This is a genomic window from Kitasatospora sp. NEAU-69, from assembly GCF_057158765.1.
Window position 1 is genome coordinate 155,390 of sequence record NZ_JBWXUE010000010.1, and the last position, 23,899, is coordinate 179,288.

Here is a 23,899-nt window from a genome sequence, read left to right on the forward strand (position 1 = left end):
CTCCCGGACGGCGCACGAGCGCCGTCCGGGAGGTACCGGGAGTTCCGGCTACGCGGGTCTCACGTGTGCAGGGCCGGGATGGACCAGGAGCCGGTCGCCTCGACCTTGTCCAGCTTGCGGACCTCGATCTTGACCTCGGCGACCTTCTCCGCGACGGCCTTGACGGTCTTCTCGTTCTTCTTGGTCTCCATGTCCCCTCCTTCTGTCGTCTCATCGGATCACCCGGCGGTTCGGCCGGACATGACGACAATCCGTCGCCGCCGTGGCAGCGGCGTGGCACCGGCGTGGCACCCGGGCGGTCTCGATGTGCCGGAAACGTCAGGAGTGGCTGCCCGGGTGGATCGCCGGGCACGAGGAACCGATGGCTCTGCTCGGCGACCTGGCCAAGCGCGAGGTCACCCGCACCCGTGTACGGGCGCGGACTGCCATCACCGTCCAGGCGCGAGAGCAGGGCCGCTACGGGGTGGTGTCGGGCAGTCAGATCTCCGGCTGTGGACGCCGCTCTGGTCGGGCGCCGGGGTGCGACTGTCCGGCCAGGTGCTCCGCGCGTCAGTTGCAGATCGGTTGGCTGTGCTGTGGAGGAAAAGCCGCCACTTGCTCCACCACGCGCGGCTCGGGGCCGGCAGCTCCTTCGGCGGTTCGGAGGGTACGCCATGCGCGCGGGGGGACCCCGTAGGCGGCGCGGAAGGCCCGGCTGAAGTGGGCCGGGTTGACGAATCCCCACCGCTGGGCGACCGCTGACACCGTGGGCGACGTACGGCTGTGCCGGGCGAGGTCGCGGGCACAGGCCTCCAGGCGGCACTGCTGGATGAGCCGGCTCACCGTGACCCCTTCCCCTTCGAAGAGGCGGTGCAGGTAGCGCACCGAGATGTGATGGGCGTTGGCGATGGTCTCCGGTGAGAGTTCCGGGTCGCCCAGGTGGTGGTCGATGTACTCACGTACCCGTTGGACGAGGTGGCTGCTCGAGGTGTGCGGGTCGGTGGCCGCCGCCCCGGTGAGCTGGGCGACCAGTGCACCGAGCAGATCGGTGACGCTGCCGGCCAGCCGGTCGCCGACGGAGGCGGGGTAGGAATGCGCGCCGGCGGCGAGCGTGTCGAGGAAGGGCAGCAGGACGGCTCCGAACCCCTCGGCGGAGGTGACGGCCCTCCCGGCCACCTGCCGGATGTCGCGCTCCGCCACCCCCAGCAGCCTGCGCGGTACCTGGAGCAGGTGGGTGCTGAAGCGCTCCGGGTAGTCGAAGGAGTACGGCCGCGCGGTGTCGTACAGCACGAGGCTGCCTGCCGGTACCGGCGCCCGGCGCCCGTCCTGCGCCAGTACGGCGCGGCCGGACACCTGGACCGCCACCCCGACCTGGGCCTCGGCCTGCGGGGACCGTGCGATCAGTGCGGCCGTGCGGGTCACCCGCGTCGCGTCCGCCTCCAGTGTGGACACCCGCAGGTATCCCAGCCGGTGCGACACCAGCCGGCCGTCGAACGGCCGGTCGGTCAGGGGCACCACCTCGACCGGTACCAGTGTCCGCGACATCGCCTCTCCCCAGAATTCCGCCTTCTCGTCATCCGGGACGGAATCGGTCCCCACCGGCAAGCTCACCTGACTGCCCCTCTCGGCTGTACCCCTGCGGAGTCAGCCTGGTCTGCAGGTCTTCCGGTGCTCTAAGTCATCTGACTGTCGGTCGGCGGGGTGGGGGCGGGTGTGCGCTGTCGGACCGGACGCAGTGCACGGGCAGGACAGGAATCGCCGGACGCCTTCGGTTTCAGGAGGCGTGGAGGGCGTGGGCGAGAGCGGCCCGCGAGGTGATGCCGAGCTTGGGAAAGATCTTGTAGAGGTGTGCCGCGACGGTGCGCGGCGACAGCCGGAGGGCTTGGCCGATCTCCTTGTTGCTCAGGCCGGTGGCGGCGAGCCTGGCGATACGCAGCTCCTGGGCGGTCAGCTCCGCGAGCGAGCTGCGTGGTGCCGGGGCCACCGGGTTTCCCGCCGCCCGCAGTTCCTCCTCGGCGCGCTGCGCCCAGGGATCGGCCTGGAGCCTGCGGAAGGCGTGGTGTGCCGCGCGCAGGACGTTCCGGGCCTCGGCGCGCTGGCGGCGGCGCAGGCACGAGCCGTGGGCCAGCCGCAGGCGGGCGAGTTCGAAGACCCACTGCTCGGCTCCGGGTACGGCGTACGCCGCGCGGTAGGCGGCGTCGGCTTCGTCGTCGGCGGCGACCAAGGCGGCGGCCGCGGCCAGCAGGAAGGCGTGGCGGCCGGATGTCTCCACGGGCCGTTCGGCCCGTACGGCAGCGACGTGCGCCTGTGCCTGGCGGTGCCGACCCGTGTGCACGGCGGCCTCTGCCAGGTCGAAGACCAGGGTGTGCAGCCAGGGCAGGCCCCTGGACGGACGGCCGGGCGGTATGAGCTCGGCGAAGTGCGCGTACGCCTGCTCGTGGTGCCCGTGGGCCAGGGCGACCAGGCCCTGCAGGTGGGTCAGCCGCTCCAGCACGAACCGCATGCGGGCCTGCGCGGCCGCCGGCCTGACGAGCCGCTCGATCTCACGGAACCCCGCCTCGTCGCCGCGGCCGGCGAGGACGTGGGCGTAGTAGTGGCGGAACACCAGTGCGTTGCAGTGGTAGCCGAGTTCCTCCGCCGCCTCGGCCTCGCGCAGGCAGACGGATGCCAGGTCCCAGCGGCCGCGCAGGAAGTCCTGATGGCACTTGGCCTTTGCCACCGAGCCCTGGGTGGCGTAGCCGTGCAGCCCGGTGAAACGGCGCCACAGCTCGTCGTCGGCGCTGTCGATCGCCGAGGTGGTCCACAGCAGGAGCCAGGCAGCTCCCGCCTCCTGCTCCTCGTTCATCCCGTCGACCACGGCGCGCAGCTCCCCGGCCAGGACGGCGGTCGGCTCGGTCCAGGCCCGGTAGCAGAGCCGGCCGGCGTCGGAGGTGTTCTCCCGGTGCCATTCCAGGGCCGCCCAGGCGCGGGGGTCGTCGGTGTAGGTGGCGGCGAGCAGGAGTTTGAAGTAGACCTGCTCGGCCAGTCCGCCGAAGGACGGTGCGCCGGGTGCTGCCAGGGCGTCGAGGGCCGCCGGCAGCAGAGCAGCGGAGGACTCGAAGTCGATTCGGTGGCTCTGGTCGACGTACACCACCGCGTACGTGAACAGCGGGGCGATGTCCGGCGGCACCGGCGAGCGCTTGAGTTCTTCCACCAAGGCCGCGGTGTGGCGCAGTTGGCCGCCGCGGGCCGCCATCACGGCGGCCCAGGTGAGCCTTCGGGCCCGCTCGGCGGGGTCGGCGCTGAGCGCGGCGGCCCGGTCGAGCAGGAGCGCTCCTTCCGCATCGCCGCCGCGCCGGGCGAGCCGGCTGCCGGCCTCCTGCAGGCGGCCCGCGAGTGCCTCGTCCAGCAGCAGGGCGGCCGATGACTCATGGACCAGCCGACGGGGGTCGTCCGGCGCGAGGAACCCGGCCAGGACGCGGTGGGCCTCACGCCGCGCGGACTCCGATGCGGTCGAGATCACGGCTGTACGAACCAGCGGGTGCCGGAAGACCAGCCGCCCGGCCGGGTCCAGCCGGGCGAGGCCATCGGCCTCGATGCTGTCCAGGGCCTCCTCCGCCTCGTCGCCGACCGCTTCGCACAGCCATGCCCCGCTGCCACCGTCGGTGCCGGTGGCGAGCGCCGCCAGCAGGAGGAGGCGACTGGCCGCAGGAGTCAGTGATTCCAGTCGTTCGGCGAACATCCGCTCCAACCGCCGCCCCAGGGGCAGACGGTCGGGCAGCGGGACGATGCCCCGCTGCTGCTCACCGGGCAGCTGGCGCGGCAGTTCCACGAGTGCCAGCGGGTTGCCCGCCGCCTCGTCGAGGAGCCGGTCGGCTGCGGTCGTGGCCAGCTCCGGGAAGCGGTGCAGCAGCAGTGCCGCCGCGTCCGGGCGGGACAGCGCTCGGAGTTCGACAGGCTCCGTCGGCCACGCCTCCGCCGCCGCACCCTCCGGACGGCTCGCGCCGATGATCACCAGCGGCAGCTCCGCGCAGCGCCGGCGGAGGAAGGCGAACACGGTCGCGCTCGACGAGTCGATCCAGTGCAGATCGTCCAGGACGAGCAGCAGCGGGCTGGTGCGCGCCGCCTCGTCGAGCAGCGCGAGCGTGGCCGCCCCGACGGCGAATCCGCTCGGCGGGGTTCCGGCGTGGCCGCCGAAAGCGCTCTCCAACGCGTCCCGCTGGTGGGACGTCAGGGCTGTGGAACGTTGCAGCAGAGGCCAGAGGGCCTGGTGCAGGGCGCCGAAGGCGAACTCCGTCTCCGCTTCGGCGCCGACCACCCGCAGTACGGCGAAGCCGCGCTCACGCGCGCGGTGCCCGGCCCACTCCAGCAGCGCGCTCTTGCCGATGCCTGCCTCGCCGCGCAACAGGACGGCCGAGCCGCCCCCGCCGTCCGCGGCCCGCTCGATGGCTGCCTCCAGCAGGCCTGTCTCCCGCTGCCGCCCGAGCAGGGCAGACCCCTGCGTGTCGCGCTGCATCCTCGTCCTCCGGGTCAGCCAACTTCCCGGAAGCGGTCCGCACCCGCTCTCCGGACGCTGTCACACGGTGCTCGGTGGAGCTCGTTCGTCCAGCAGACGCCCGTCACCGGGCACCACGTAGGTTATCGCCCGGCGGGACCGTGTGCCGCCGCCCTGGCCCGCAGGGTGGCGGCGTCGGGGTGGCCGAGGCCGGTCAGCAGGTCCGCCGCGCGCTGCCAGGCAGCCCGGGCCCCGGCCGGGTCGCCGAGGGCGAGCCGGGTGTCCGCGAGGTGGTCGAGCACCTCGGCCTCGTTCAGCTGGTCGCTCGCCTCCCGGTAGCCGTCGAGTGCGTGCTCGAAGCATGCGACGGCTCGTCGGAAGTGACGGAGGTGGTGGTGCGCGTAGCCGAGGCTGTCCCAGGTGGCGGCCTCGGCTCGGTGATTGGCGGTCGCCTGGAGGAGTGGCAGGGCCTGCTCGCAGCTCTGGACGGCCTGCTCGTACTCGCCGAGCAGCGCGTGGTACCAGCCGACCGCGTTGAGCTCCCGGGCGATGTGGTTGTCGCTGCCCAGGGTCCGGTAGACGGCCAGCGCCTGCCGGGCGTACTCCAGGGCTTCCCGGTGGCGTCCCTGGCGGCCCCGCACCCAGCCGGCGCTGCGCAGGACGGTGGCCTGCAGCGTCGCCGGAAGGGCGGGTACCTCGGCCAGGAGTGGGATCAGCAGCTCGTCGGCCTGGGCGAAGCGGCCGGTCTGGGCGTAGGCGCGGGCCAGGCCGAGCCGCCCCTCGAGGACCTCGCGGACCGGGGCCACGGTGGCGGGTGCGCCGAGCGCGATCCGCAGGATCTCGATCTCGTCCTGTGACCAGCCCTGCTGGTAGGCGTAGAGGTAGCCGGCGTAGGCCAGGCTCCAGAGCCGGCGCAGCTGGCCCGTGTCCTGAACCGAGCGGAGCAGCGTCAGGATGGTGCGGTACTCGGCCGCGTACCAGGCCATGCCGGTCGGCCGGTCCGCGAACTCGAGCACCACGGCGCCCGGCAGCGCTGCCTGCAGTTCCCTGAGCTCCGGCCGGGTGGAGATCGCTTGGCCTGCGGCGACGGCGCTGTGTCCGAAGTGGTCGAGGAGTCGGCCCAGTGCCGAGCGGCGGCCGTCGGCGGGCTCGGCGGGTAGCTCGGCGGCGAAGGCGCGCAGCAGGTCGTGCAGGGTGTAGCGGTCGCGGGCGTGCTCGGTCAGCATGTTGGCTTCGCAGAGCTCCTGGGCCAGCGCGCGGGTCCGGGCCGGCGAACGGCCCGCCGCGCTGGCGGCGGAGGCGAGCGAGATCTCCGGGCCCGGATGGACGGCGAGCAGCCGGAAGAGCCGAGCCGACGAAGGGCTCAGCGCCCGGTAGGACCAGGCGAAGACCGACCGCAGGTCGGTGTCCGGATCGCCCAGTTCCAGCGCGGCCAGCCGTCGGCCCGCGAGGTCGCCGGCCACGTCGGCGAGCGTCAGCGCCGGGCTGATGGCCAGTCGGGCCGCGGCTATCGACAAGGCAAGGGGCAGACCGCCGCAGGCCGCCAGAACGGATTCCACCGTCGGGTTCGGCCGTGAGCCGCTGCGGGCCGAGGCGGTTGGCCAGCAGCTCGCGGGCCTGTGCCGGTGCCAGCCGGTCCACGGTGACCACCCGGGCGCCTTCGCGTACCACCAGTGAGCTCAGCCGGTTGCGGCTGGTCACCAGCACCAGGCAATCGGGGGCGCCCGGGAGCAGCCAGCGGACCTGCTCGGCGTCGCGGGCGTTGTCCAGCACCAGCAGCAGTCGCCGCCCGGCCACCGCGGCACGGAACCTGGCGGCCCGCAGCGGGAGATCCTCCGCCGACTCCTCGGCCGGTTCTCCGAGCGCGACCAGCAGCATCGCCAGCGCTTCGCCGGGATCCACCGGCCGAGCGCCCGGATCGAAGCCGCGCAGGTTCAGGTAGAGGCGCCCGTCCGGGAACCGCCCGGCCACCCGGCGCGCCCAGTGCACGGCCAGTGCGGTCTTGCCCACGCCGCCCATCCCGGCCAGGGCCGTGAGCACCACCGTCGTACCGGGGCCGACGTCGGCCAGGGCCTGCTCCAACGCGTCGGTCAGTTGCGGGCGTTCGGTGAAGCCGGCGACCGGTAGCGGCAGCGTGTCGGGTCCGTCGGTCGGCGCGGGCGGCGGCGGACCGGCGGGAGCCTCCGGCTCGCGCAGCGCCCATTCGTACGCGGCGCGGAGTACCTCGGACGGGTCGACGCCCAGCTCCTCGGCCAGTCGGACGCGGATCTCCTCGAACAGCGTCAGCGCCTCGGCCCGGCGCCCCGCCGCGACCAGTCCCCGGACCAGGGCCGCGTGCAGGGGCTCGTCCCAGGGGGCGTCCGCCGCGACCTCACGGACGGCGGCCAGCACCGAGGCGGCGTCACCCGCCGCGGTGGCCGCGGCCATCGCCTCCGCCGCGGCGGCGATCCGGGCCCGCTCCATGGCCGCGAAAGGGGGTCGCGTCAACGCCGCCGGATCCAACCCGGCCAGCAGCGGCCGGCGGACCAGCTCCGCGAGGTCGCGCCAACAGGCGGGCGCATGCGGCCCGCCGGCTCGGCCGCGCGTCAGGAGGTCGTCGAAGAGCGCGGCCTCGCTCTCGGCGGCCGAGGTGTCGAGCCGGTAGCCGGAGGGAGCGGCCAGCAGCCGGTTCCCCGCCGTGCGCGGGGCCAGGGCAGGTTCCAGGAGCCGGCGCAGGTTGCCGATGTGGCGGTGCAGCTGGTTCACGGCGGTGGACGGCGGGTGCTCGCCCCACACGGCGTCGACCAGCGCGGACGTGCCGAGGGTGGCGCCCCGGGCCACCACGAGGGCCGCCAGCACCGTGTGCCGGTGCGGCGGGCCCACGGTCACCTCCGTGCCGTCCCGCCAGAGTCGAAGCCCCCCGAAGATCTGAAGCCGTACCTGCCCGTCCATTGGGTGCACGCTATAGGTCGGGTACGCCCGCAGCCAAAGGCGTCGGCGTCGGCCGGCTCGCCGATCGTCACGCCGCGGTCGCCATCAGTGAGGCGAGCTGCGCCCGGGAGGTGACGTCGAGCTTGGGGAAGACGCGGTGGAGGTGCCAGCCGACGGTGCGGGGCGAGAGCACCAGCCGTTCGCCGATCTCACGGTTGGTCAGCCCGGTGGCGGCCAGCCGGGCGATCGTCAGTTCCTGGGCCGACAGCTGCTCGACCAGGTGACCGCTTGCGGTGCCCCGGTCGACCCCCGCCGCCCGCAGCTCCCGGCTGGTGATCTCCACCCAGGCTGTGGCCCCGAGCAGCTCGAAGGTGTGCAGCGCCTCGCGCAGTGGCACCCGCGCCTGGCCCGGGCGGCGGTCGCGTCGCAGCCACATGCCGTACGCCAGCTCGATCCGGGCGCGCGGCCACGGCCACTGCCGGGGGGTGAGGTCCAGGGCCTGTGCGAAGTGCTGCTCGGCGTCCGGGCCGTCCGCCAGCAGCGCCCTGGCGTGGGCGAGGTTGACGGCGGTCAGCAGGGGCAGCCAGTCGCCGTCGCCGAACCCCGCGATCAGCCCCCTCGCGTCCTCGGCCTCGCCGGCGCGCAGCGCCGTTTCGGCCAGGAGGGTGAGGGTGCTGATCCGGGCCGCACGGTGCTGGGGAAGTGAGCCGGGCGCAAAGAGCGGACGCAGGGTCTGGTAGGCGGCGCTCGGGTCGTCCGAGCTGAACAGTGCCACGCTGCGGGCCAGGCGCAGCGCGGCCTGCACCGGGCCGCTCCGACGGCCGACGGCGGTCCGCTCCGCCGAGGCGATGTCCGCGGCCGAGCCGGCCGGGTCGCCGCGGAACGCGCGGAGCAGCGCGCGGGTGGCCCGGGCCCGGATCGACCACAACTCCTGGCCGCCGGCTTCCGCCAGGACGAGCGCCTCCTCGTTCGCCGCCTGGGCGAGGTCCCAGTCCCCGACGAGCACCCCGGCCTGCGCGTGCAGGGCCTGCACCTGGGCGAGCAGGCCGTCGCGGCCGTCGGACCGGAGCAGCCGGGCGGCGCGGGCCAGCAGGTCGCCCGCCCGGCCCGGTTCGCCGACGGCCAGCGCGGCGGCGCCGAGCAGCCGGAGCTCCTCGGCCCCGGTGGGGTCCGTGCCGACGATCACCGGTCGCGCCGCATGAGGCGACACCGTCGCCTGGGCGAGCACCCAGCGCGGATCGCTGCGCGCGTCAGCCAGTGCGGTGAGGCAGTCGGCCATCGCCGCGCGGGCCTGCGGGTCGGGGTCGGTCCAGGTCGCCGCCTCGGCCGCGCCCGCCAGGACGTCAAGTGCGGCCGAGCGGCGGCCGGCCCGGGCCAGGCGCGAGGACAGCAGGCAGTGCTCGGTGACGGACGGGGAACCGCGCTCGGGCCGGGCGGTGAACCGGCACCAGGCGGTGTCGCTGAGGGCCTGCTGCTCCTCGTCGAGGCCCAGCTGTTCGGCCTGGTCGAGAAGGTGCTCGGCGAGGTCGGGACGGCCGAGCTCGAAGGCCCCGCGGCCGGCCCGCACCAGGCGGCGGGCCCGATCGCCGGCGCCGGGCGTCAGGTGGGCCGCGCTCTCCAAGCGGCGCAGTGCCTCGACGGGGTCGCGGCGGCGCTCCGCCTCGGTGGCCGAGGACTCCAGCCCGTGGGCCAACTGCTCGTCCCGGTGGACCGCTCCCTGGGCGGCGTGCCAGATCGAGCGGTACGGATCCTCGATGGCGCGCGCGAGGGCGGCGTGGGCGGCGAGCAGCTCGGGCTCGCTCGCGCGCTGCCGGACGGCGGCGCGCACCAGGACGGAGCGGAAGCGGATCCGCCCCTGGTCGAGCGTGAGCAGGCCGCAGGTGAGGGCCGGGCCCAGGACGTCCACGGTGACCTGATGGCCGATCAGGAGCTCTGCCGACGCGAGGACGTCACCGGCGCACTCGCCCAGATGCACGGCGGCGAGCAGGACGACGGCGCTGGTGTCCGCCGGCAGCTGCTCCAGACCCGGCGCGACCGAGCGGCACAGGCGTTCCGTCAGCGGCGGGCAGCGGAGCAGCAGATCGCTGCCGGGGAACTCCGCCGTGCGCCAGGAGATCGCGAGCTCCCGCAGCGCGAGCGGACTGCCGCCCGCCTCGCGGATGATCCGCCGGCGCAGGCCGGCGCCGTGGACGCCCGCGTGCCGCAGCAGGGTGTCGGCCTGCACGTCGCCGATGGGCGGCGGGCTCGACTCCGACGCCAGGACCGCGGTGATGGCGCCCGACACGCCTTCCTTGCCGACTGCTGTACCCACTGTGACCTCCCGTTTCTTCCCCCGAAAGGGAGTCTAGGAGGACCCTGGTGACTTCTGAGTGACCGTCGATGACAGCACCTGCCACCAGTCGCGGGCCTGGAACCGGCCCGCGACCTCGGTGTAGCCCGTCGGGTCCTGCATCCAGCTGCTGGCGGATCCGGGTGTCCGCGAGGACCTGGTTGAGTCGCCGGCAGGAGTAGAGCCGCACACCGCTACCGAGCCGGGGCGATCGGGGGCTCGTTGCCCCCGGCTCGGGCGCGCCACTCGCGGGGCGTGACGCCGTAGGCGGCGCGGAAGACGCGGCTGAAGTGGGTCGGACTGACGAACCCCCAGCGTCGGGCCACGGACGACACGGTCGGTGCGGCGAAGGCGCGCCGGGACAGGTCATGTGCGCACATCTCCAGTCGGCGGCGCTGGATCCAGCGGGCCACCGTGGTCTCCTCACCCTGGAAGAGCTTGTGGAGGTAGCGGACGGAGACGTGGTGCGCGGTGGCGAGCTGCTCGGGGGAGAGCGACGAGTCGCCGAGGTGGCACATCGCGTAGTCCTTGATCCGCGCGAGCATGGCCGATGCCGTTTCCGGCGCCGCCGGGTTCAGGGTGCCGCTGTGCTCCTGGATGACCAGGGCGAGCAGATCGATGGCCGTGTCGGCGAGCCTCCTCCCCGTGCCGGGGTCGAACTCCGCGGCTCCCGAGGCCAGCTTCCGCAGGTAGGTGCTGACGAGTCCGACCGATCCGGAGTCGGGGTCGAACACGGTGGCAGTGGCCGCCCTGAGATCCTCGTCGCGCACGGGCAGGGCGTTTCGCGGCAGGTGGAACGCCGTGAAGCCGAACTCGGTGGGCAGTTCCTTGGCGAAGGGGCGACTCGAGTCGGAGATCGCGAACTCGCCCGGGCCGAAGACGACGTCCCGCCCGTCCTGGGTGAGCCGTGCGCAACCCCGGTGCTGCATCGCGAGCGTGATCCAGCCCTCGCCGTCGGCCGCGATCGCGCGCCTGGTGCGGGTGACCACTTGCGGTCCGGCCTCCACCCGGGAGATCTGCACGGCTCCCAGCTGATCACTGCTGATGGCTCCGGCGGAGGGGTGCTCCTCCAGGAGGCTGACCTGAAGCGGTATGAAGGCCTGGGAGACGGCCTCGTGCCACAACTCGGCTCGTTCGGAGGGGGACAGCGGTTCGGTGGACAGTGTGGTCGGCACAAGGGTTCCCTTCGCCTGAGGCGAGGTCTGTTCTCGGAGGTGCTGCCGTGCCCGCCTCGGGGGCGGGGGTACGGCCGGTCGTGGGCCGGCCTGGATTCACCTTGCCGGCCTGGCACCAGCTTGGGCTCGGCCCGGCTGATCGCGCTTCTGTCAGATGACCGGTCCTGCTGCGTGGAAGAAGTTCGACATCACCGCGCGGGCCGTCGACCGGCGCGGCGCGGCGCGGCGCGGTTCGCGTTCCCGCCCGCGAGCGGCGCGGTGAGTGCGCGCAGAGAGCAGAGGAGGGGCGCCGTCGGGCAACGCGTCCCCGGCGAGCGGTCCTACGGTGACGCTCGTGCCCCGGGACGCCGGGGCCGGCCTGGGGACATCGGCCGGCCCCGCCGGGGCGAAACCACGCGCACCTCTGAGGAGACGACATGACGCACGACTTCCAGCCGGTCCAGCCCGTACTGGAGACGGCGGCCGCCGCGTTCGCGCAGGCCACGGCCGAGCCCCCGTACCTGTTCGACCTGCCCGCCGCGGAGGGCCGCAAGGCCGTCGACGAGGTGCAGTCGGGCGAGGTGGAGCTGCTCGCGGTGGACGAGGAGTGGGTCACGGTCGAGGGCGGCCCGACCGGCAGCGTCCGGGCCCGGATCGTGCGCCCGGCCGGGTCCACCGGACCCCTGCCGGTGGTCCTCTACATCCACGGTGCGGGCTGGGTGTTCGGCAACGCGCACACCCACGACCGGCTGGTGCGCGAGCTGGCGGTCGGCGCGGGCGCGGCGGTGGTCTTCCCCGAGTACGCCCTGTCGCCCGAGGCTCGCTACCCGGTGGCCATCGAGCAGAACTACGCCGTCGCCCAGTGGATCGTGCGGGAGGGCGCCGGCAAGGGGCTGGACGGTACGCGGCTGGCGGTGGCGGGCGACTCGGTGGGCGGCAACATGAGTGCCGCGCTGACGCTGATGGCCAAGGAGCGCGGGGATGTCGTGCTCGTCCAGCAGGTGCTCTTCTACCCGGTGACCGACGCGGCCTTCGAGACCGACTCGTACCACCAGTTCGCGACCGGCTACTTCCTGCGCCGCGACGGCATGCAGTGGTTCTGGGACCAGTACACGACCGACCCGGCCCAGCGCGCCGAGATCACCGCCTCGCCGCTGCGCGCCACCACCGAGCAGCTCGCCGGCCTGCCCGCCGCCCTGGTCATCACCGGCGAGGCCGACGTGCTGCGCGACGAGGGCGAGGCGTACGCCAACAAGCTGCGCGCGGCCGGCGTCGCCGTGACCGCGGTGCGCTACCAGGGCGTCATCCACGACTTCGTGATGCTCAACGCCCTGCGCGGGACCCACGCGGCCCAGGCCGCGATCACCTTGGCCGCGCAGACGCTGCGCGACGCCCTGCACACCGCCTGACACCCGCCCACACTTGCTCAAGGAGTCCCACATGACCACCGCCCCGACAGTCGTGCTGGTGCACGGCGCGTTCGCTGACGCCTCCAGCTACGCCCAGGTGATTCCGGAACTGCTCGCCGCCGGCCTGGACGTGGTGGCCCCCGCGGTCCCCAACCGGAGCCTGATCGGTGACAGCGCCTACATCGCCTCGGTGGTGCGGCAGATCCCCGGCCCGGTCGTCCTGGTCGGCCACTCCTACGGCGGCGCCGTCATCACGGTGGCGGGCGTCGAGGAGAACGTGAAGGCGCTGGTCTACCTCGCCGGTTACGCGCTGGAGGAGGGCGAAAGCCTCGGCGAGCTGCAGGGCCGGTTCCCGGACTCCGATCTCGCCGCCGCGCTCGTCTACACCCCGTTCCCCCTCGACGGCCAGGCCGGGACCGGCACCGACGTGTCCGTGGAGATCGACAGGTTCCCCGCCATCTTCGCCGCCGACGTCGACCCGGACCTGGCGCGCGTCCTGGCGGTGTCCCAACGCCCGCTGGCCGCCCAGGCCTTCTCCGAGGCCGCACCGGCGGCGGCCTGGAAGACCAAGCCCTCCTGGGGTCTGGTGGCCACCGCCGACCACACCATCAACCCCGACGTGGAGCGCTACGGCTACCAGCGGGCCGACATGACCACGGTCGAGGTCCGCTCCTCGCACCTGGTGATGCTGGCCCACCCGAAGAAGGTCGCCGAGCTGATCGTCAACGCCGTCCGGGCCACGACGACCTGACCGGCCCGGCGCCCGCTGCGCCCCGCCGCCGGTGGCCGAACCGGCGGCGGGGCGTGGGCGCGGCGGAGGGGCCCACTTCGAACGAACCCATGAGGAACACCGTGAACCCGCCTCTCTCCCGCCGCACCGTGACCGCTTCACTCCTGGCCGGTGCCGCCGTTCTGGGCACCGGTGGTGCCGCGTCCGCTGCCCCCCGCTCGGCCGCGACCGGTCGGGATTGTCCGTCACGGTGGTCGTCATCGGTCCTCCTGGTTCGGGCGGCGGCCGATGCCGAGCGCGGCCAGTTGCTTCTCGAACGGGACGACCGTGTCGGCCGCGGCGCGCGCGGGCACCGGCCGGCCGGTCATGAGGTCGGCCAACTCGGCTGCAGCACGGGCGATCCGGGCGGCGAGGCCGCCGCTCGCGTCCCCCGTCGAACCCCAGTCCTCGGTGGCCGCGAAGACGGCGGTGGGCGCCACCGTGGTCCGCAGATCGGCGAAGAGCGGCCGCATGGCGTGCTCCAGGGCCAAGGAGTGCCGGGCGGTCCCGCCGGTGGCGGCGATGAGCACCGGGCAGCCGGTGAGCGCGTCCTTGTCGACCACGTCGATGAAGGACTTGAACAGTCCGCTGTACGAGGCGCTGAAGATCGGCGTCACGGCGATCAGTCCGTCAGCCGCGGTGAGTGCCTCGATCGCCTCGCGCAGCTGTGCCGCCGGGAAGCCGGTGACCAGATTGTCGGCGATCTCCCGTGCCAGATCGCGCAGTTCGATCACGCGGAGATCCACCAGCGCTCCGCTGTCGTGCAGTTGACGGACGGTGGCGTCGGTGAGCCGATCGGCCAGCAGCCTGGTCGACGACGGGACGGAGAGGCCCGCCGTGATCACCACGAGACGCAGGGCGCTGTCGCTCACTTGGTCGCCGCCACGGTCCCGGCGCCCGCGGCGACCCGGGCGGCGTGGGTGGGACCGTCCGGGACGGTGACGGGCCGGCCGGCGGCGAACTCCTTGCGCAGCACCGGGACGACCTCTTCGCCGAGCAGGTCGAGCTGCTCCAGGACGGTCTTCAGCGGCAGGCCGGCATGATCCATCAGGAAGAGCTGGCGCTGGTAGTCACCGAAGGTCTCCCGGAAGGTCAGCGTCTTCTCGATGACCTCCTGCGGGCTGCCCACGGTGAGCGGGGTCTGCTCGGTGAACTCCTCCAGCGACGGTCCGTGCCCGTAGACCGGCGCGTTGTCGAAGTACGGCCTGAACTCCCGCACGGCGTCCTGGGAGTTGCGGCGCATGAAGACCTGCCCGCCGAGGCCGACGATCGCCTGCTCGGGGGTGCCGTGGCCGTAGTGGGCGTAGCGCTCGCGGTAGAGGCCGATCAGCTTCTGGAAGTGCTCCTTCGGCCAGAAGATGTGGTTGGCGAAGAAGCCGTCCCCGTAGAAGGCGGCCTGCTCGGCGATCTCGGGCGAGCGGATCGAGCCGTGCCAGACGAACGGCGGGGTGTCGTCCAGCGGGCGCGGGGCGGCGGTGAAGGACTGCAGCGGGGTCCGGAAGCGGCCCGACCAGTCCACCGTCTCCTCGCGCCAGAGCTCGTGCAGCAGCGCGTAGTTCTCGATGGCGAGCGGGATGCCCTGGCGGATGTCCTGGCCGAACCACGGATACACCGGCCCGGTGTTGCCCCGGCCGAGCATCAGGTCGACCCGGCCGTCGGCCAGGTGCTGGAGCATGGCGAAGTCCTCGGCGATCTTCACCGGATCGTTGGTGGTGATCAGCGTGGTCGAGGTCGAGAGGATCAACCGCTCGGTGCGGGCGGCGATCCAGCCGAGCATGGTGGTCGGTGAGGACGGCACGAAGGGCGGGTTGTGGTGCTCCCCGGTCGCGAAGACGTCCAGACCCACCTCCTCGGCCTTGAGCGCGATCGCCACCATCGCCTTGATCCGCTCGTGCTCGCTCGGCGTCCGCCCGGTGGTGGGGTCGGCGGTCACGTCCCCGACGCTGAAGATCCCGAACTGCACCTGTCATCACCCTCTGTGCTCTGTATCCGCGTGCCCTGGCTGTTCGAGGGCCCGTCGGTGCCGACTGTAGGACCGGCCCGGCCGGCCGTCGTGCCTGGTTGTGCACCATCTCCCGACTGGGAGGGCCCGGTTGGTTCTGTCTGTGCGCGGATACCCGGGCCTGCCCAGCCGGTGCGGGAACGGTCGGTTCAGGACCGGGGGCCCGCGTCGTGGATCTCGGCGATGTAGCCACCGGGGAACTGCACCATCGCGCTGTCGCCGCCGGCGGAGGCGGACGGCCCCGTCAGCACGGTCGCGCCGGCGGATGGTCATGGCGGGGTTCCTTCCAGGGGCCGGGTGACGGTCGAGTCCGTCACCGCACGGTAGGACCGGCCGGCGAGCACGTGTTGACCGACCGTGCACGGCCTGGTGTCGACAGTGAATAGCCCGGGCGCGGTCGTGCATCGGCAGGACGGCGTGCACGCAGGGAACATTTCGTCCCACCGCGCACCCCTAGCGTGAGGCGATCCGTCCGCCGGGGCTCCGGGCCTCGCGCGACACCGCCCCTGGTGCTCGCGGTGGACCCATCCGCACTGGAGGACTGCCCATGGCTCGTCAGCAACCCGCCCGTGTACCTGCCACAGCCTCGCCGCCCGTGCGATCGCCGCTGCGGGAGCGGGTCTTCCGCGCCCTGTGGGTGGCGCAGTTCACCTCCAACGTCGGCACCTGGATGCAGACGGTCGGTGTGCAGTGGCTGCTGCTCGGCCACGGCACCACGTGGGTGGCCATGGTGCAGGTCGCCGCAAGCCTTCCGGTGTTCCTGCTCGCGTTCCCCGCCGGTGCGCTGGCCGACCTGGTCGATCGGCGACGCTTGCTGATCGTGGCCCAGTGGGTGCTGGCCGGGCTGGCCGCTGTCCTCGCCGCGCTGGCGTTCACCCACCACGCCGGCCCCGCGCAGGTGCTGCTCGTCACCTTCCTGCTCGGGTGCGGCACGGCCCTGGTGTCGCCGGCCTGGCAGGCGATCCAGCCCTCCCTGGTGAGGCCGGAGCAGCTGCGGCAGGCTGCCGGGCTCGGCGCCGTGAGCATGAACCTGGCCCGCGCGGTCGGCCCGGCGCTGGGCGGCGTCGTGTTGTCCCTGGTCGGTGTCGGATGGACCTTCGCGTTCAACGCCGTCTCCTTCACCGCCGTGGCCGTCGCCGTCGTGCGCTGGCGGCCGGCGCAGCGCGGCCCGGGGGAGCCGGAGCGCGAGCGGGCGTTGGCGGCGCTGCGGGCGGGCGGGCGATACGTGCGGCACGCGCCCGGGGTCCGCAGGATCCTGCTCCGCGCGGTGCTCTTCATCCCCGCCGCGGCGGCGGTGTGGGCCTTGCTGCCTGTCTGGGCCCACTCGGCGCTGCAGCTCGGATCCGGCGGCTACGGTTTGCTGCTCGCGGCAGTCGGGGTGGGCGCGGTGGCCGGGGCCGGCCTGCTGCCGCGGTACGCCGCACGGTTGTCGGCGACCTCGGTGCTGACCGGGGCGAGCGTGCTGTTCGCGCTCTGCGTCCTCGTCATGGTGCTGCTGCCGCTGGTGCCGGTGGCCGTCGTGGCACTGATCGGCGTCGGCGCCGCGTGGATCGGCGCGCTGTCCACGCTCAACGGCGCGATGCAGCTGCTGCTGCCGGGATGGGTGCGGGCCCGCGGGCTGGCCGTCTATCTGGTGGTCTTCCAGGGCGGTCAGGCCGCCGGAGCCCTGCTGTGGGGGCTGCTCGCCGACCGGACCGGGCTGTCGGCCGCCTGGATCGGCGCGGCCGTGCTGATGCTCGCCGGTGCCGGGTCGATGGTCCGCTGGCCGTTGCGGACCCAGCCTGCCGGCGCTGACGCCGGCGAACAGCCCGGCTGGCCCGAGCCCATGGTGGCGTTGGCGCCGCAACCCGACGACGGACCGGTCCTGGTGACGGTCCGCTACCTGGTCCGCCCGGGCGAGGAAGCCGAGTTCACCGAGGCGATGCGCGCGGTGGAACGCAGCAGACGCCGTACCGGCGCCACGAGCTGGGGTCTCTACCAGGAACCGGCCGGTTCGCCGTGCGGGTTCGTCGAGACCTTCGTCGTCTCCTCCTGGTCCGAGCACCTGGCGCAGCACCATGACCGCTACACCGGCGTCGACCGGACGTTCGAAGAGCGGGCCAGAGCACTGCTGGAGGCCGCGCCGGAGGTCACCCACGCGATCGCCGCGCTGTGAGGGCAACCTGGTCCCCGCGTGGCGGCACAGCTCAGTCGCGCTCGCGGTAGCCGACCGCGATCGCGGCGACCAGGACCGTACTGGCCAGCAAGGCCCACGCGAGATGTCCGCGGATGACGAGCGCGGCACCCGGGGCGGCGCCCGCGAGCATCGCCAGGACGGCGTAAAGGCGCCGGCCCAACCGGGGGTTGTCGCCGCCGGCCAGTGAGGAGTCCGCGGCCAGGCCGGTCAGGGTGAGGGTGAGCACCGTCGTCGTCAGGTCCGGCACCCCCAACTTGCGTACGGTGCCGTTGCGCAGGCCCATCGCGACGGCCAGCAGCGCGATCAGCGCCTCCTCGCGCGCCCGGCCGCCGCCGGTGGTGAACGCGACGGCGGTGGCCGCGAGTTGCAGCACCGTCTCGGCCAGCAGCGCGGTGCGCAGCCAGCGCACCCGGCGGCCGGTGTGGTGCCTGAATGCCAGGCGGCCGGCCAGCACCGAGCCGAGGAGGAAGGCCGTGAGCGAGGTCAGCGAGCCCGCGACGGAGAAGCCGGGCGTGCCCACCAGGGCGAACGCGATCACCACCACGTTCCCGGTCATGTTCGCGGTGAACACGTGGCCGAGACCCAGGTAGCTCACGGCATCGATCAGGCCGCTCACCGCGGTCAGCGCGAACAGGGCCAGGGCCAGCGGGTGGCGGTCGCGGATCTGCGCGGTGGTCACGGTGCTCTCCGACTGGATGGTCGTCATCTGAGCTTCCCTTCAGGGATGTTGACGGACGGCTGGTGGCGGCGGGGGGGGGGGGGGGGGGGGGGGGGGGGGGGGGGGGGGGGGGTAGGGGGGGGGGGGCGCCGCCGGGCACAGTAGGAAGGGGTCCCCCGCGCCCCACGGCGGATCCCCTGGCGGGTCAGAAGAAGCAGGGGTCGTCGAGAGCCGGCCCGCTCCGGCCGGGAAGCAGCCGCCCGCGCTCCTGCCGCCACTCGCGCTGCTCGTCGGAGGCGGCCGCCGCCTCTACCACCAGCTCGGCCTGCCGGACGCCGGTGAGGCTGGGCGCGGGGGTGGCCTGGTAGCCGCCGAAGCGTGCCACCGGGCTCCACAGCGGGACCACGGCCGGCAGCTCGGGGGCGATGCCCTCGTGCTCCTGGGCGCTGTGCACGATGCGGCCACCGACCACGGTGAGGACGGACTCGATGTGCGCGATGTCGTCCTCGTCCACCGTCAGGTAGTCGGCGCTGAGCACCGCGAGATCGGCGTAACACCCAACCCGCAGGCGGCCCTTGACGTCCTGCTCGCCGGTGAGGCGGGCGCCGCCCAGGGTGTAGAGTTCGAGCGCCTCCTCGCGGCTGAGCCGGTTGGCCGCCGGGCGGAGCGTGCGCCCGCTGACGGCCCGCCCGGAGACCAGCCAGTGCAGCGCCACCCACGGGTTGTAGGAGGAGACGCGGGTGGCGTCGGTGCCCGCGCCGACCGTCAGTCCGCGCTCCAGCATCGCCCGCACCGGCGGTGCCTCGGCCGCCGCTGCGGCGCCGTAGCGGCGCACGAACGCCTCGCCCTGGAAGGACATCCGGTTCTGCACCGAGACGGCGCCGCCGAGTGCGGCGATCCGGTCCAGGCTCGCGGGGGAGACCGTCTCGGCGTGGTCGAAGAGCCACCGGTTCCCACCCGGGAAGAAGCCCTCGGCGGCCAGCTTCTCGAACACTGCCAGGTCGCGGCGGATCGTCTCGTCGTAGCTGGCGTGCAGTCGAAAGCCCCAGCCGTGCTCCATCAGCAGCCGCACGGCCTGCTCGAACCCGGCTTCGTACGGGCCGAGTTCGGGACGCGGCTCGGTGAAGTTCTCGAAGTCCGCCGCCGCCCAGGTGAGATTCTCCCCGGCGCCGTTCAGCCGCAGCCACTCGTCCCCGTCGCCGGGGCGCACGGTGGCCACCCAGCGCGCCAGGTCGTCCAGTTCCTGTCCGGCGGTCTGCGGGAAGAGGTGGTAGGCGATCCGCAGCGTCAACTCACCCTGCCGGGCCAGTTGCATGACGGTGCCGTAGTTCTCCGGGAAGCTCTGGAAGCCGCCGGCCGCGTCGATCGCCGAGGTGAGCCCGAAGCGGTTGAGCTCGCGCAGGAAGTGCCGGGTGGACGCGGCCTTCTCGGCCTCGTCCAAGGTCGGTGCCTTGGCCAGCGTGGCGTAGAGCAGCAGGGCGCCGGGGGCGGCGAGCAGCATGCCGGTCGGCTGCCCGTCGTGGCCGCGGACGATCTGGCCGCCCGCCGGGTCGGCGGTGCCGCGGTCGAACCCGGCGGCCCGCAGCGCCGCTCGGTTCATCAGCGCCGACTGGTACAGGTGCAGGACGAAGACCGGGGTGTCGGGTGCGGCGGCGTTCAGTTCGGCCAGGGTGGGCAGCCGGCGCTCGGCGAACTGGTCGGCGGACCAGCCGCCGACCACCCGTACCCACTGGCCCGGCGGAGTGCGCTCGGCCTGGGCCCGGAGCATGGCCAGCGCCTGGCGCAGCGTCGGCACGCCGTCCCAGCGCAGCTCCAGCACGTAGTTGAGACCGCCCCGGATGACGTGCAGGTGCGCGTCGTTGAGGCCGGGGACGGCGCGTCGTCCGAGTGCGTCGACCACCCGGGTCCCGGGGCCGATCTGCGGTATGACGTCCGCGTCGTCCCCGACAGCGGTGATCAGGCCGTCGCGGATCGCGACCGCGCTCGCCCGCGGGTGCAGCGGGTCGCCGGTGTACACCTTGGCGTTGCGCACCACCAGGTCGGCGGCGTGGTCGGGGTGGCCGGGGCGGAGCCCGGCAACAGGCATGCTCGACATGGATTCTCGCTCTCGAAAGGCCGGCGGGTCAGTCGCCGATGAAGGCGAGGAGTTCCTTGTTGACCTCGTCGGCGTGTGTCCAGATCAGGCCGTGCGGGGCGCTCTCCAGCACGACCAGGCGGGCACCGGCGATGCTCCGGGAGAGCGGGATCGCGGTGGAGTGCAGCGGCAGGGTCCGGTCCGCGTCGCCGTGGATGATCAGCACGGGGACGTCGATCTCGGGCAGGTCGGCACGGAAGTCGGTGAGCCAGGCCGGGACGCAGTCCAGGGTGGCCTTGGCGGACGCGGCGACGCCGACGTTCCAGCTGTACTGCACCACCTGGTCGCTCACCCGCTCGCCGCCGAGCACGTCCACGTTGTAGAAGTCGGCGAGGAAGCCCGCGAGGAAGGCCGGGCGGTCGGCGCGGATGGCGCCCTGGATCTCCTCGAAGACGATGCCGTCCACGCCACCGGGGTTGTCGTCGGTCTTCAGCAGGAACGGCGGGACGACGCCCAGCATCGCGGCCCTGTCGACGCGCTCGGATCCGTAGCGGCCGAGGTAGCGGGTCACCTCTCCGGTGCCCATGGAGAAACCGACCAGGACCACGTCCCACAGGTCGAGGTGGGTCAGCAGGGCGTCGAGGTCGGTGGCGAGGGTGTCGTAGTCGTAGCCGAAGGCCGGCTTGTCGGAGGCGCCGAACCCGCGGCGGTCGTAGGTGATCACCCGGTTGCCGGCGGCGAGCAGCGCGGCCACCTGCTTCTCCCAGGACGCACCGTTCAGCGGCCAGCCGTGGATGAGCACCACGGGCCGACCGGTGCCGTGGTCCTCGAAGTACAGGTTGACGGGGTGGGAGTTCTCTTCAGCGACCGTGATGAAAGGCATGGGAGTGTCCTTGTCGTTCAGGCCGAACAGCGTGAGCGGAACGGCCGGTTGAGCTCTGGCACGAGTCAATCTAGGAAGACGTCGAGCTGCGACTTTCCTCTGCACGCACCGGCTCTGACCTGTGCGGGCAGTGACACCGCGAGCAGCGCCGGTGCTGGTGGCGTGCGGGAGTCGAGTGCAGTGCGGGAACAGCCCTGGGCGCGTTGGGAGAAGAGACGTGCGGGCGCCGCCGGTTAGCGTCGTGGCTGTGCCGGAGCGTCGTTGCGCGTCCCTGCCACCGCTCGGTTCCGAGCCTCCCAAGCCCTGCGACGTCCGCGCCGACGTCCCTGTGGCATACCTCCATCCGAAAGTGAGTACAGCCATGGTCGACCTCGACTACGTGCACGCCGCCCCCAGCTCCGACCTGCTGACGCCGGAGAACTCGATGATGCTCTTCGTCGATCACCAGCCGCAGATGTTCTTCGGCACCGGCAGCGGTGACCGCTCGGCGATCATCAACGCGACCGTCGGCCTGGCGAAGGCCGCACGCGTCTTCGACGTCCCGGTGGTGCTCTCCACGGTGGCCGCCGAGTCCTTCTCCGGCCCGATCCTGCCGCAGCTGAAGGCGGTCTTCCCCGGCCACGAGGTGGTCGACCGGACCTCGATGAACGCCTGGGAGGACGCGGCCCTGGTCGAGGCGGTCAAGGCCACCGGGCGCAGCAAGATCATTCTTTCCGGCCTGTGGACCGAGGTGTGCCTGGTGCTGCCGGCCCTGTCGGCACTGGACCAGGGCTACGAGGTGTACGTGGTCTCGGACGCCTCGGGCGGCGTCAGCCCGCTGGCCCACGAACATGCCCTGCAGCGGATGACGGCGGCCGGCGCGGTCCCGGTGACCTGGGTGCAGGTGCTGCTGGAGCTGCAGCGCGACTGGGCCCGCACCGAGACGTACCTCCCGGTCATGGAGGTGGTCAAGGAGCACGCCGGTGCCTACGGCCTGGGCGTGGTCTACGCGCAGACCATGATCAACGAGCACGCGGCCGGCTGACCCGGCAACCGAGCACCAGAGAAAGAGAGTTCACCAGTGAACACAGGTCTCCTCCTGCTTCGCCTGGTCGCCGGCCTGCTGGTCGCGGGACACGGCGTCCAGAAGGTCAGCTTCCACCTGGGCGGCCGTGGGCTGGCCGGCGGCACTGCGGAGTTCCGCCAGGACGGCTTCCGTGGCGGGGTGTTCACCGCGCTCACCGCCGGGGGCAGCCAGATCGGGGCCGGTCTGCTGCTCGCGGCCGGGCTTCTCACGCCGCTGGCGGCCGCCGGCGCGATGGGCGTGATGACGGTCGCGCTGACCGTCAAGCGCCCGCACGGTCTGTGGGTGCAGAACGACGGCTACGAGTACCCGCTCGTGCTGGTCGCGATCGGCGCCGTGCTGTCCGCCACGGGGCCTGGCGACTGGTCACTCGACGCCGCGCTCGGGCTGCTGCCCTGGCCCGTCTGGTGGCTGCCGCTGGCCGTCCTGGCCGGCGTCGGCGGCGGCCTCGCCACACGCCTTCTCCTGCACCGGCGTTGACCGCTCGCTGTCGGCACGGACCGATCCGTGCCGACAGCGAGCGATCTCGGCAGCCCGGACGCCTGACGGGTCTGCGAAACACCAACTGCCGCATCACCGGCTCGATGTCGCGGCAAGGAGCGGTCGGCTAGGGAACCAGCACGATCCTGCCGAACACCTCGCCGGCGTCCATCTTTCCGTGGGCGAGCGCAGCCAGCTCCAGCGGGAGCAACTCGTGTACCACCGTCGGTAGTTCGCCACGAGCTGCGGCGTCGAACTGCGCGGTCCGCACAGCATGCCGCTGGGGCTCGGGCACGGTATCGGCGCTGAAGGTCGCGAACGACAGTGACTTCTGGAACTCCGCCATCATGAGCGCGCCGAAGTCGGCCGGTGGCAGGCCTGCGACGATACCGACGACCACCATGCGTCCCTTGTGCCTGATGTCGAAATGATCTTCCTTTGGCAGCCACGTCAAGCCGGCGTCTGCGACACCGAAGGGATCAGCACCGTCGCCGAGGATTTCGATCTGCTCGGTCTTCGTATATTCCATGAGCCGCACGATGGTTGGCGATGCGGACGAGAGGCTGTCAGTCATCTCGCCGTGATCCTCTTCGTGTCGGCCGCCGGCCAGCCAGGGCCTGTCCAGCCGGACAGGCCCTCGTCGCCGGGTGCAAGCCCCTGGCGAGCCACCGCTCCTGCGGCTCGGAGAGGCACTGCCGAGAACACTCGCGTTGAGGTCAGCGGGCAACCTTCTCGGACAGGTATTCCTCCCAGGTCCGCTTGCCCACCGCCCGGTCGGGTGCGGTCAGGGCACCGGAACGGAAGCCTGCTCCGATCTTTCCCGGGATGAAGACCTGGAGGACGGGACGGCGCTTGCCCGCCGCCCGCAGCCAGTCCTTGGCCAGCCGGTCGGCCGTGTACACCGTGGGCCCGGCAAGGTCCGGCACCCTTCCCCAGCCTCCGGCCGGCGGGGCCCCCTTGCCCGCCTCGCCCAGGGCCAACTCGACCAGCCGGTCCGCCACTTCGCCCTGATGCACAGGCTGGCAGTCGGTGCCGGTCGGCACGATGACCACCGGCAGATTGGACAGGACCCGGAAGGCCATGTTCAGCAGCTCGGGAAACTGGGTGGCGCGCAGGTTGGTCCAGCCGATCCCCGAGGTCGCCAGCAGCCGCTCGCCCTCCAGCTTGATCCGGTAGTAGGGGTACGGGATCTGGTCGATGCCGACGATCGAGATGTTGACGATGTGCTCGACCCCGGCGTGCCTCGCCGCCTCCAGCAGATGGTTGAAGGCCGGGATGTCGTTCTTGAAGTGCCGGATGTCGGTCGCGCAGTGGATGATCGTGCGGACCTCGGCGAACGCCTCGTCCAGCCCGGCGCCGGTTGCCAGGTCACCGGTGAACCAGGCCACCCCCGGGTCGTCCGGCAGCACGGACTTGCGGGTGAGGGCCCGCACCGGCTGCCCGGTGCGGCGCACCCGGTCCAGCACCTCGCGGCCGAGCACACCTGTCGCACCGGTCACCATGATCGCGTCGTTCTTCATCAGCCACAGCCCTTCTCGT

The 23,899-nt window shown here is 72.8% G+C and carries 17 protein-coding genes and 2 pseudogenes; 5 read left to right on the plus strand and 14 right to left on the minus strand.

What is annotated here, in order from left to right; genetic code table 11:
• Positions 1 to 59 precede the first annotated feature (59 nt).
• The 7 genes and pseudogenes from AC060L_RS14210 to AC060L_RS14240 all read right to left on the minus strand — a co-directional run bounded on the left by AC060L_RS14210 (position 60) and on the right by AC060L_RS14240 (position 10,867).
• Positions 60 to 191, minus strand: coding sequence for a hypothetical protein (locus AC060L_RS14210; RefSeq protein ID WP_483799070.1), 132 nt, complete (start codon positions 189 to 191; stop codon positions 60 to 62).
• 358 nt (positions 192 to 549) lie between these two features.
• Positions 550 to 1,590 (minus strand): AraC-like ligand-binding domain-containing protein, encoded by a 1,041-nt coding sequence (locus AC060L_RS14215; protein ID WP_483799071.1) that lies wholly within the window; start codon positions 1,588 to 1,590, stop codon positions 550 to 552.
• Between the two features lie 163 nt (positions 1,591 to 1,753).
• Positions 1,754 to 4,474 (minus strand): BREX system ATP-binding domain-containing protein, encoded by a 2,721-nt coding sequence (locus AC060L_RS14220; RefSeq protein WP_483799072.1) that lies wholly within the window; start codon positions 4,472 to 4,474, stop codon positions 1,754 to 1,756.
• Positions 4,475 to 4,596: 122 nt separating this feature from the next.
• The gene (locus AC060L_RS14225; protein WP_483799073.1) at positions 4,597 to 5,970 is read right to left on the minus strand and encodes a tetratricopeptide repeat protein; all 1,374 of its coding nucleotides are present in this window, start codon (positions 5,968 to 5,970) and stop codon (positions 4,597 to 4,599) included.
• A gap of 76 nt (positions 5,971 to 6,046) precedes the next feature.
• Positions 6,047 to 7,384 (minus strand): annotated as a pseudogene (locus AC060L_RS14230) (AfsR/SARP family transcriptional regulator); the annotation flags it as partial.
• 67 nt (positions 7,385 to 7,451) lie between these two features.
• The gene (locus tag AC060L_RS14235) at positions 7,452 to 9,674 is read right to left on the minus strand and encodes a helix-turn-helix transcriptional regulator (protein WP_483799074.1); all 2,223 of its coding nucleotides are present in this window, start codon (positions 9,672 to 9,674) and stop codon (positions 7,452 to 7,454) included.
• A gap of 212 nt (positions 9,675 to 9,886) precedes the next feature.
• Complete coding sequence (locus tag AC060L_RS14240) at positions 9,887 to 10,867, minus strand: AraC-like ligand-binding domain-containing protein (RefSeq protein ID WP_483799075.1); 981 nt, start codon at positions 10,865 to 10,867, stop codon at positions 9,887 to 9,889.
• A 416-nt stretch (positions 10,868 to 11,283) separates the two neighbouring features.
• Here AC060L_RS14240 and AC060L_RS14245 point away from each other — a divergent pair, with 416 nt between their 5' ends.
• Positions 11,284 to 12,255, plus strand: coding sequence for an alpha/beta hydrolase (locus AC060L_RS14245; protein WP_483799076.1), 972 nt, complete (start codon positions 11,284 to 11,286; stop codon positions 12,253 to 12,255).
• Positions 12,256 to 12,286: 31 nt separating this feature from the next.
• Positions 12,287 to 13,006, plus strand: a complete 720-nt coding sequence (locus tag AC060L_RS14250; RefSeq protein WP_483799077.1) for an alpha/beta fold hydrolase — start codon at positions 12,287 to 12,289, stop codon at positions 13,004 to 13,006.
• 236 nt (positions 13,007 to 13,242) lie between these two features.
• Here the strand turns inward: AC060L_RS14250 and AC060L_RS14255 are convergent, their stop codons facing one another.
• Both AC060L_RS14255 and AC060L_RS14260 read right to left on the minus strand, forming a co-directional pair.
• Positions 13,243 to 13,896 carry an FMN reductase gene (locus tag AC060L_RS14255; RefSeq protein ID WP_483799078.1) on the minus strand — a complete coding sequence of 218 codons (654 nt, stop codon included), beginning with the start codon at positions 13,894 to 13,896 and terminating at the stop codon, positions 13,243 to 13,245.
• A complete protein-coding gene (locus AC060L_RS14260; RefSeq protein ID WP_483799079.1) occupies positions 13,893 to 14,987 on the minus strand; it encodes an LLM class flavin-dependent oxidoreductase in 1,095 nt (364 codons plus the stop codon). The genes AC060L_RS14255 and AC060L_RS14260 overlap by 4 nt, the downstream gene beginning before the upstream one ends.
• Before the next feature lie 634 nt (positions 14,988 to 15,621).
• Here AC060L_RS14260 and AC060L_RS14265 point away from each other — a divergent pair.
• Positions 15,622 to 17,181: an MFS transporter gene (locus AC060L_RS14265; RefSeq protein WP_483799080.1), complete on the plus strand. Its 1,560-nt coding sequence runs from the start codon at positions 15,622 to 15,624 to the stop codon at positions 17,179 to 17,181.
• Positions 17,182 to 17,212: 31 nt separating this feature from the next.
• Here AC060L_RS14265 and AC060L_RS14270 read toward each other — a convergent pair whose 3' ends face one another.
• From AC060L_RS14270 to AC060L_RS14280, 3 genes are all read right to left on the minus strand, one after another.
• Positions 17,213 to 17,908, minus strand: coding sequence for a YoaK family protein (locus AC060L_RS14270; RefSeq protein WP_483799081.1), 696 nt, complete (start codon positions 17,906 to 17,908; stop codon positions 17,213 to 17,215).
• 157 nt (positions 17,909 to 18,065) lie between these two features.
• Positions 18,066 to 19,955 (minus strand): amidohydrolase, encoded by a 1,890-nt coding sequence (locus AC060L_RS14275; protein ID WP_483799082.1) that lies wholly within the window; start codon positions 19,953 to 19,955, stop codon positions 18,066 to 18,068.
• A 28-nt stretch (positions 19,956 to 19,983) separates the two neighbouring features.
• On the minus strand, positions 19,984 to 20,817 hold the full coding sequence (locus AC060L_RS14280; RefSeq protein WP_483799083.1) for an alpha/beta fold hydrolase: 834 nt from the start codon (positions 20,815 to 20,817) through the stop codon (positions 19,984 to 19,986).
• 361 nt (positions 20,818 to 21,178) lie between these two features.
• Here AC060L_RS14280 and AC060L_RS14285 point away from each other — a divergent pair, with 361 nt between their 5' ends.
• On the plus strand, positions 21,179 to 21,841 hold the full coding sequence (locus tag AC060L_RS14285; protein ID WP_483799153.1) for a hydrolase: 663 nt from the start codon (positions 21,179 to 21,181) through the stop codon (positions 21,839 to 21,841).
• Between the two features lie 36 nt (positions 21,842 to 21,877).
• Positions 21,878 to 22,360, plus strand: a complete 483-nt coding sequence (locus AC060L_RS14290; protein ID WP_483799084.1) for a DoxX family membrane protein — start codon at positions 21,878 to 21,880, stop codon at positions 22,358 to 22,360.
• A gap of 127 nt (positions 22,361 to 22,487) precedes the next feature.
• Here the strand turns inward: AC060L_RS14290 and AC060L_RS14295 are convergent.
• Positions 22,488 to 22,769: pseudogene (locus tag AC060L_RS14295) on the minus strand (NADPH:quinone reductase); the annotation flags it as partial.
• Between the two features lie 307 nt (positions 22,770 to 23,076).
• On the minus strand, positions 23,077 to 23,880 hold the full coding sequence (locus tag AC060L_RS14300) for an SDR family oxidoreductase (protein ID WP_483799085.1): 804 nt from the start codon (positions 23,878 to 23,880) through the stop codon (positions 23,077 to 23,079).
• Between the last annotated feature and the right edge of the window lie 19 nt (positions 23,881 to 23,899).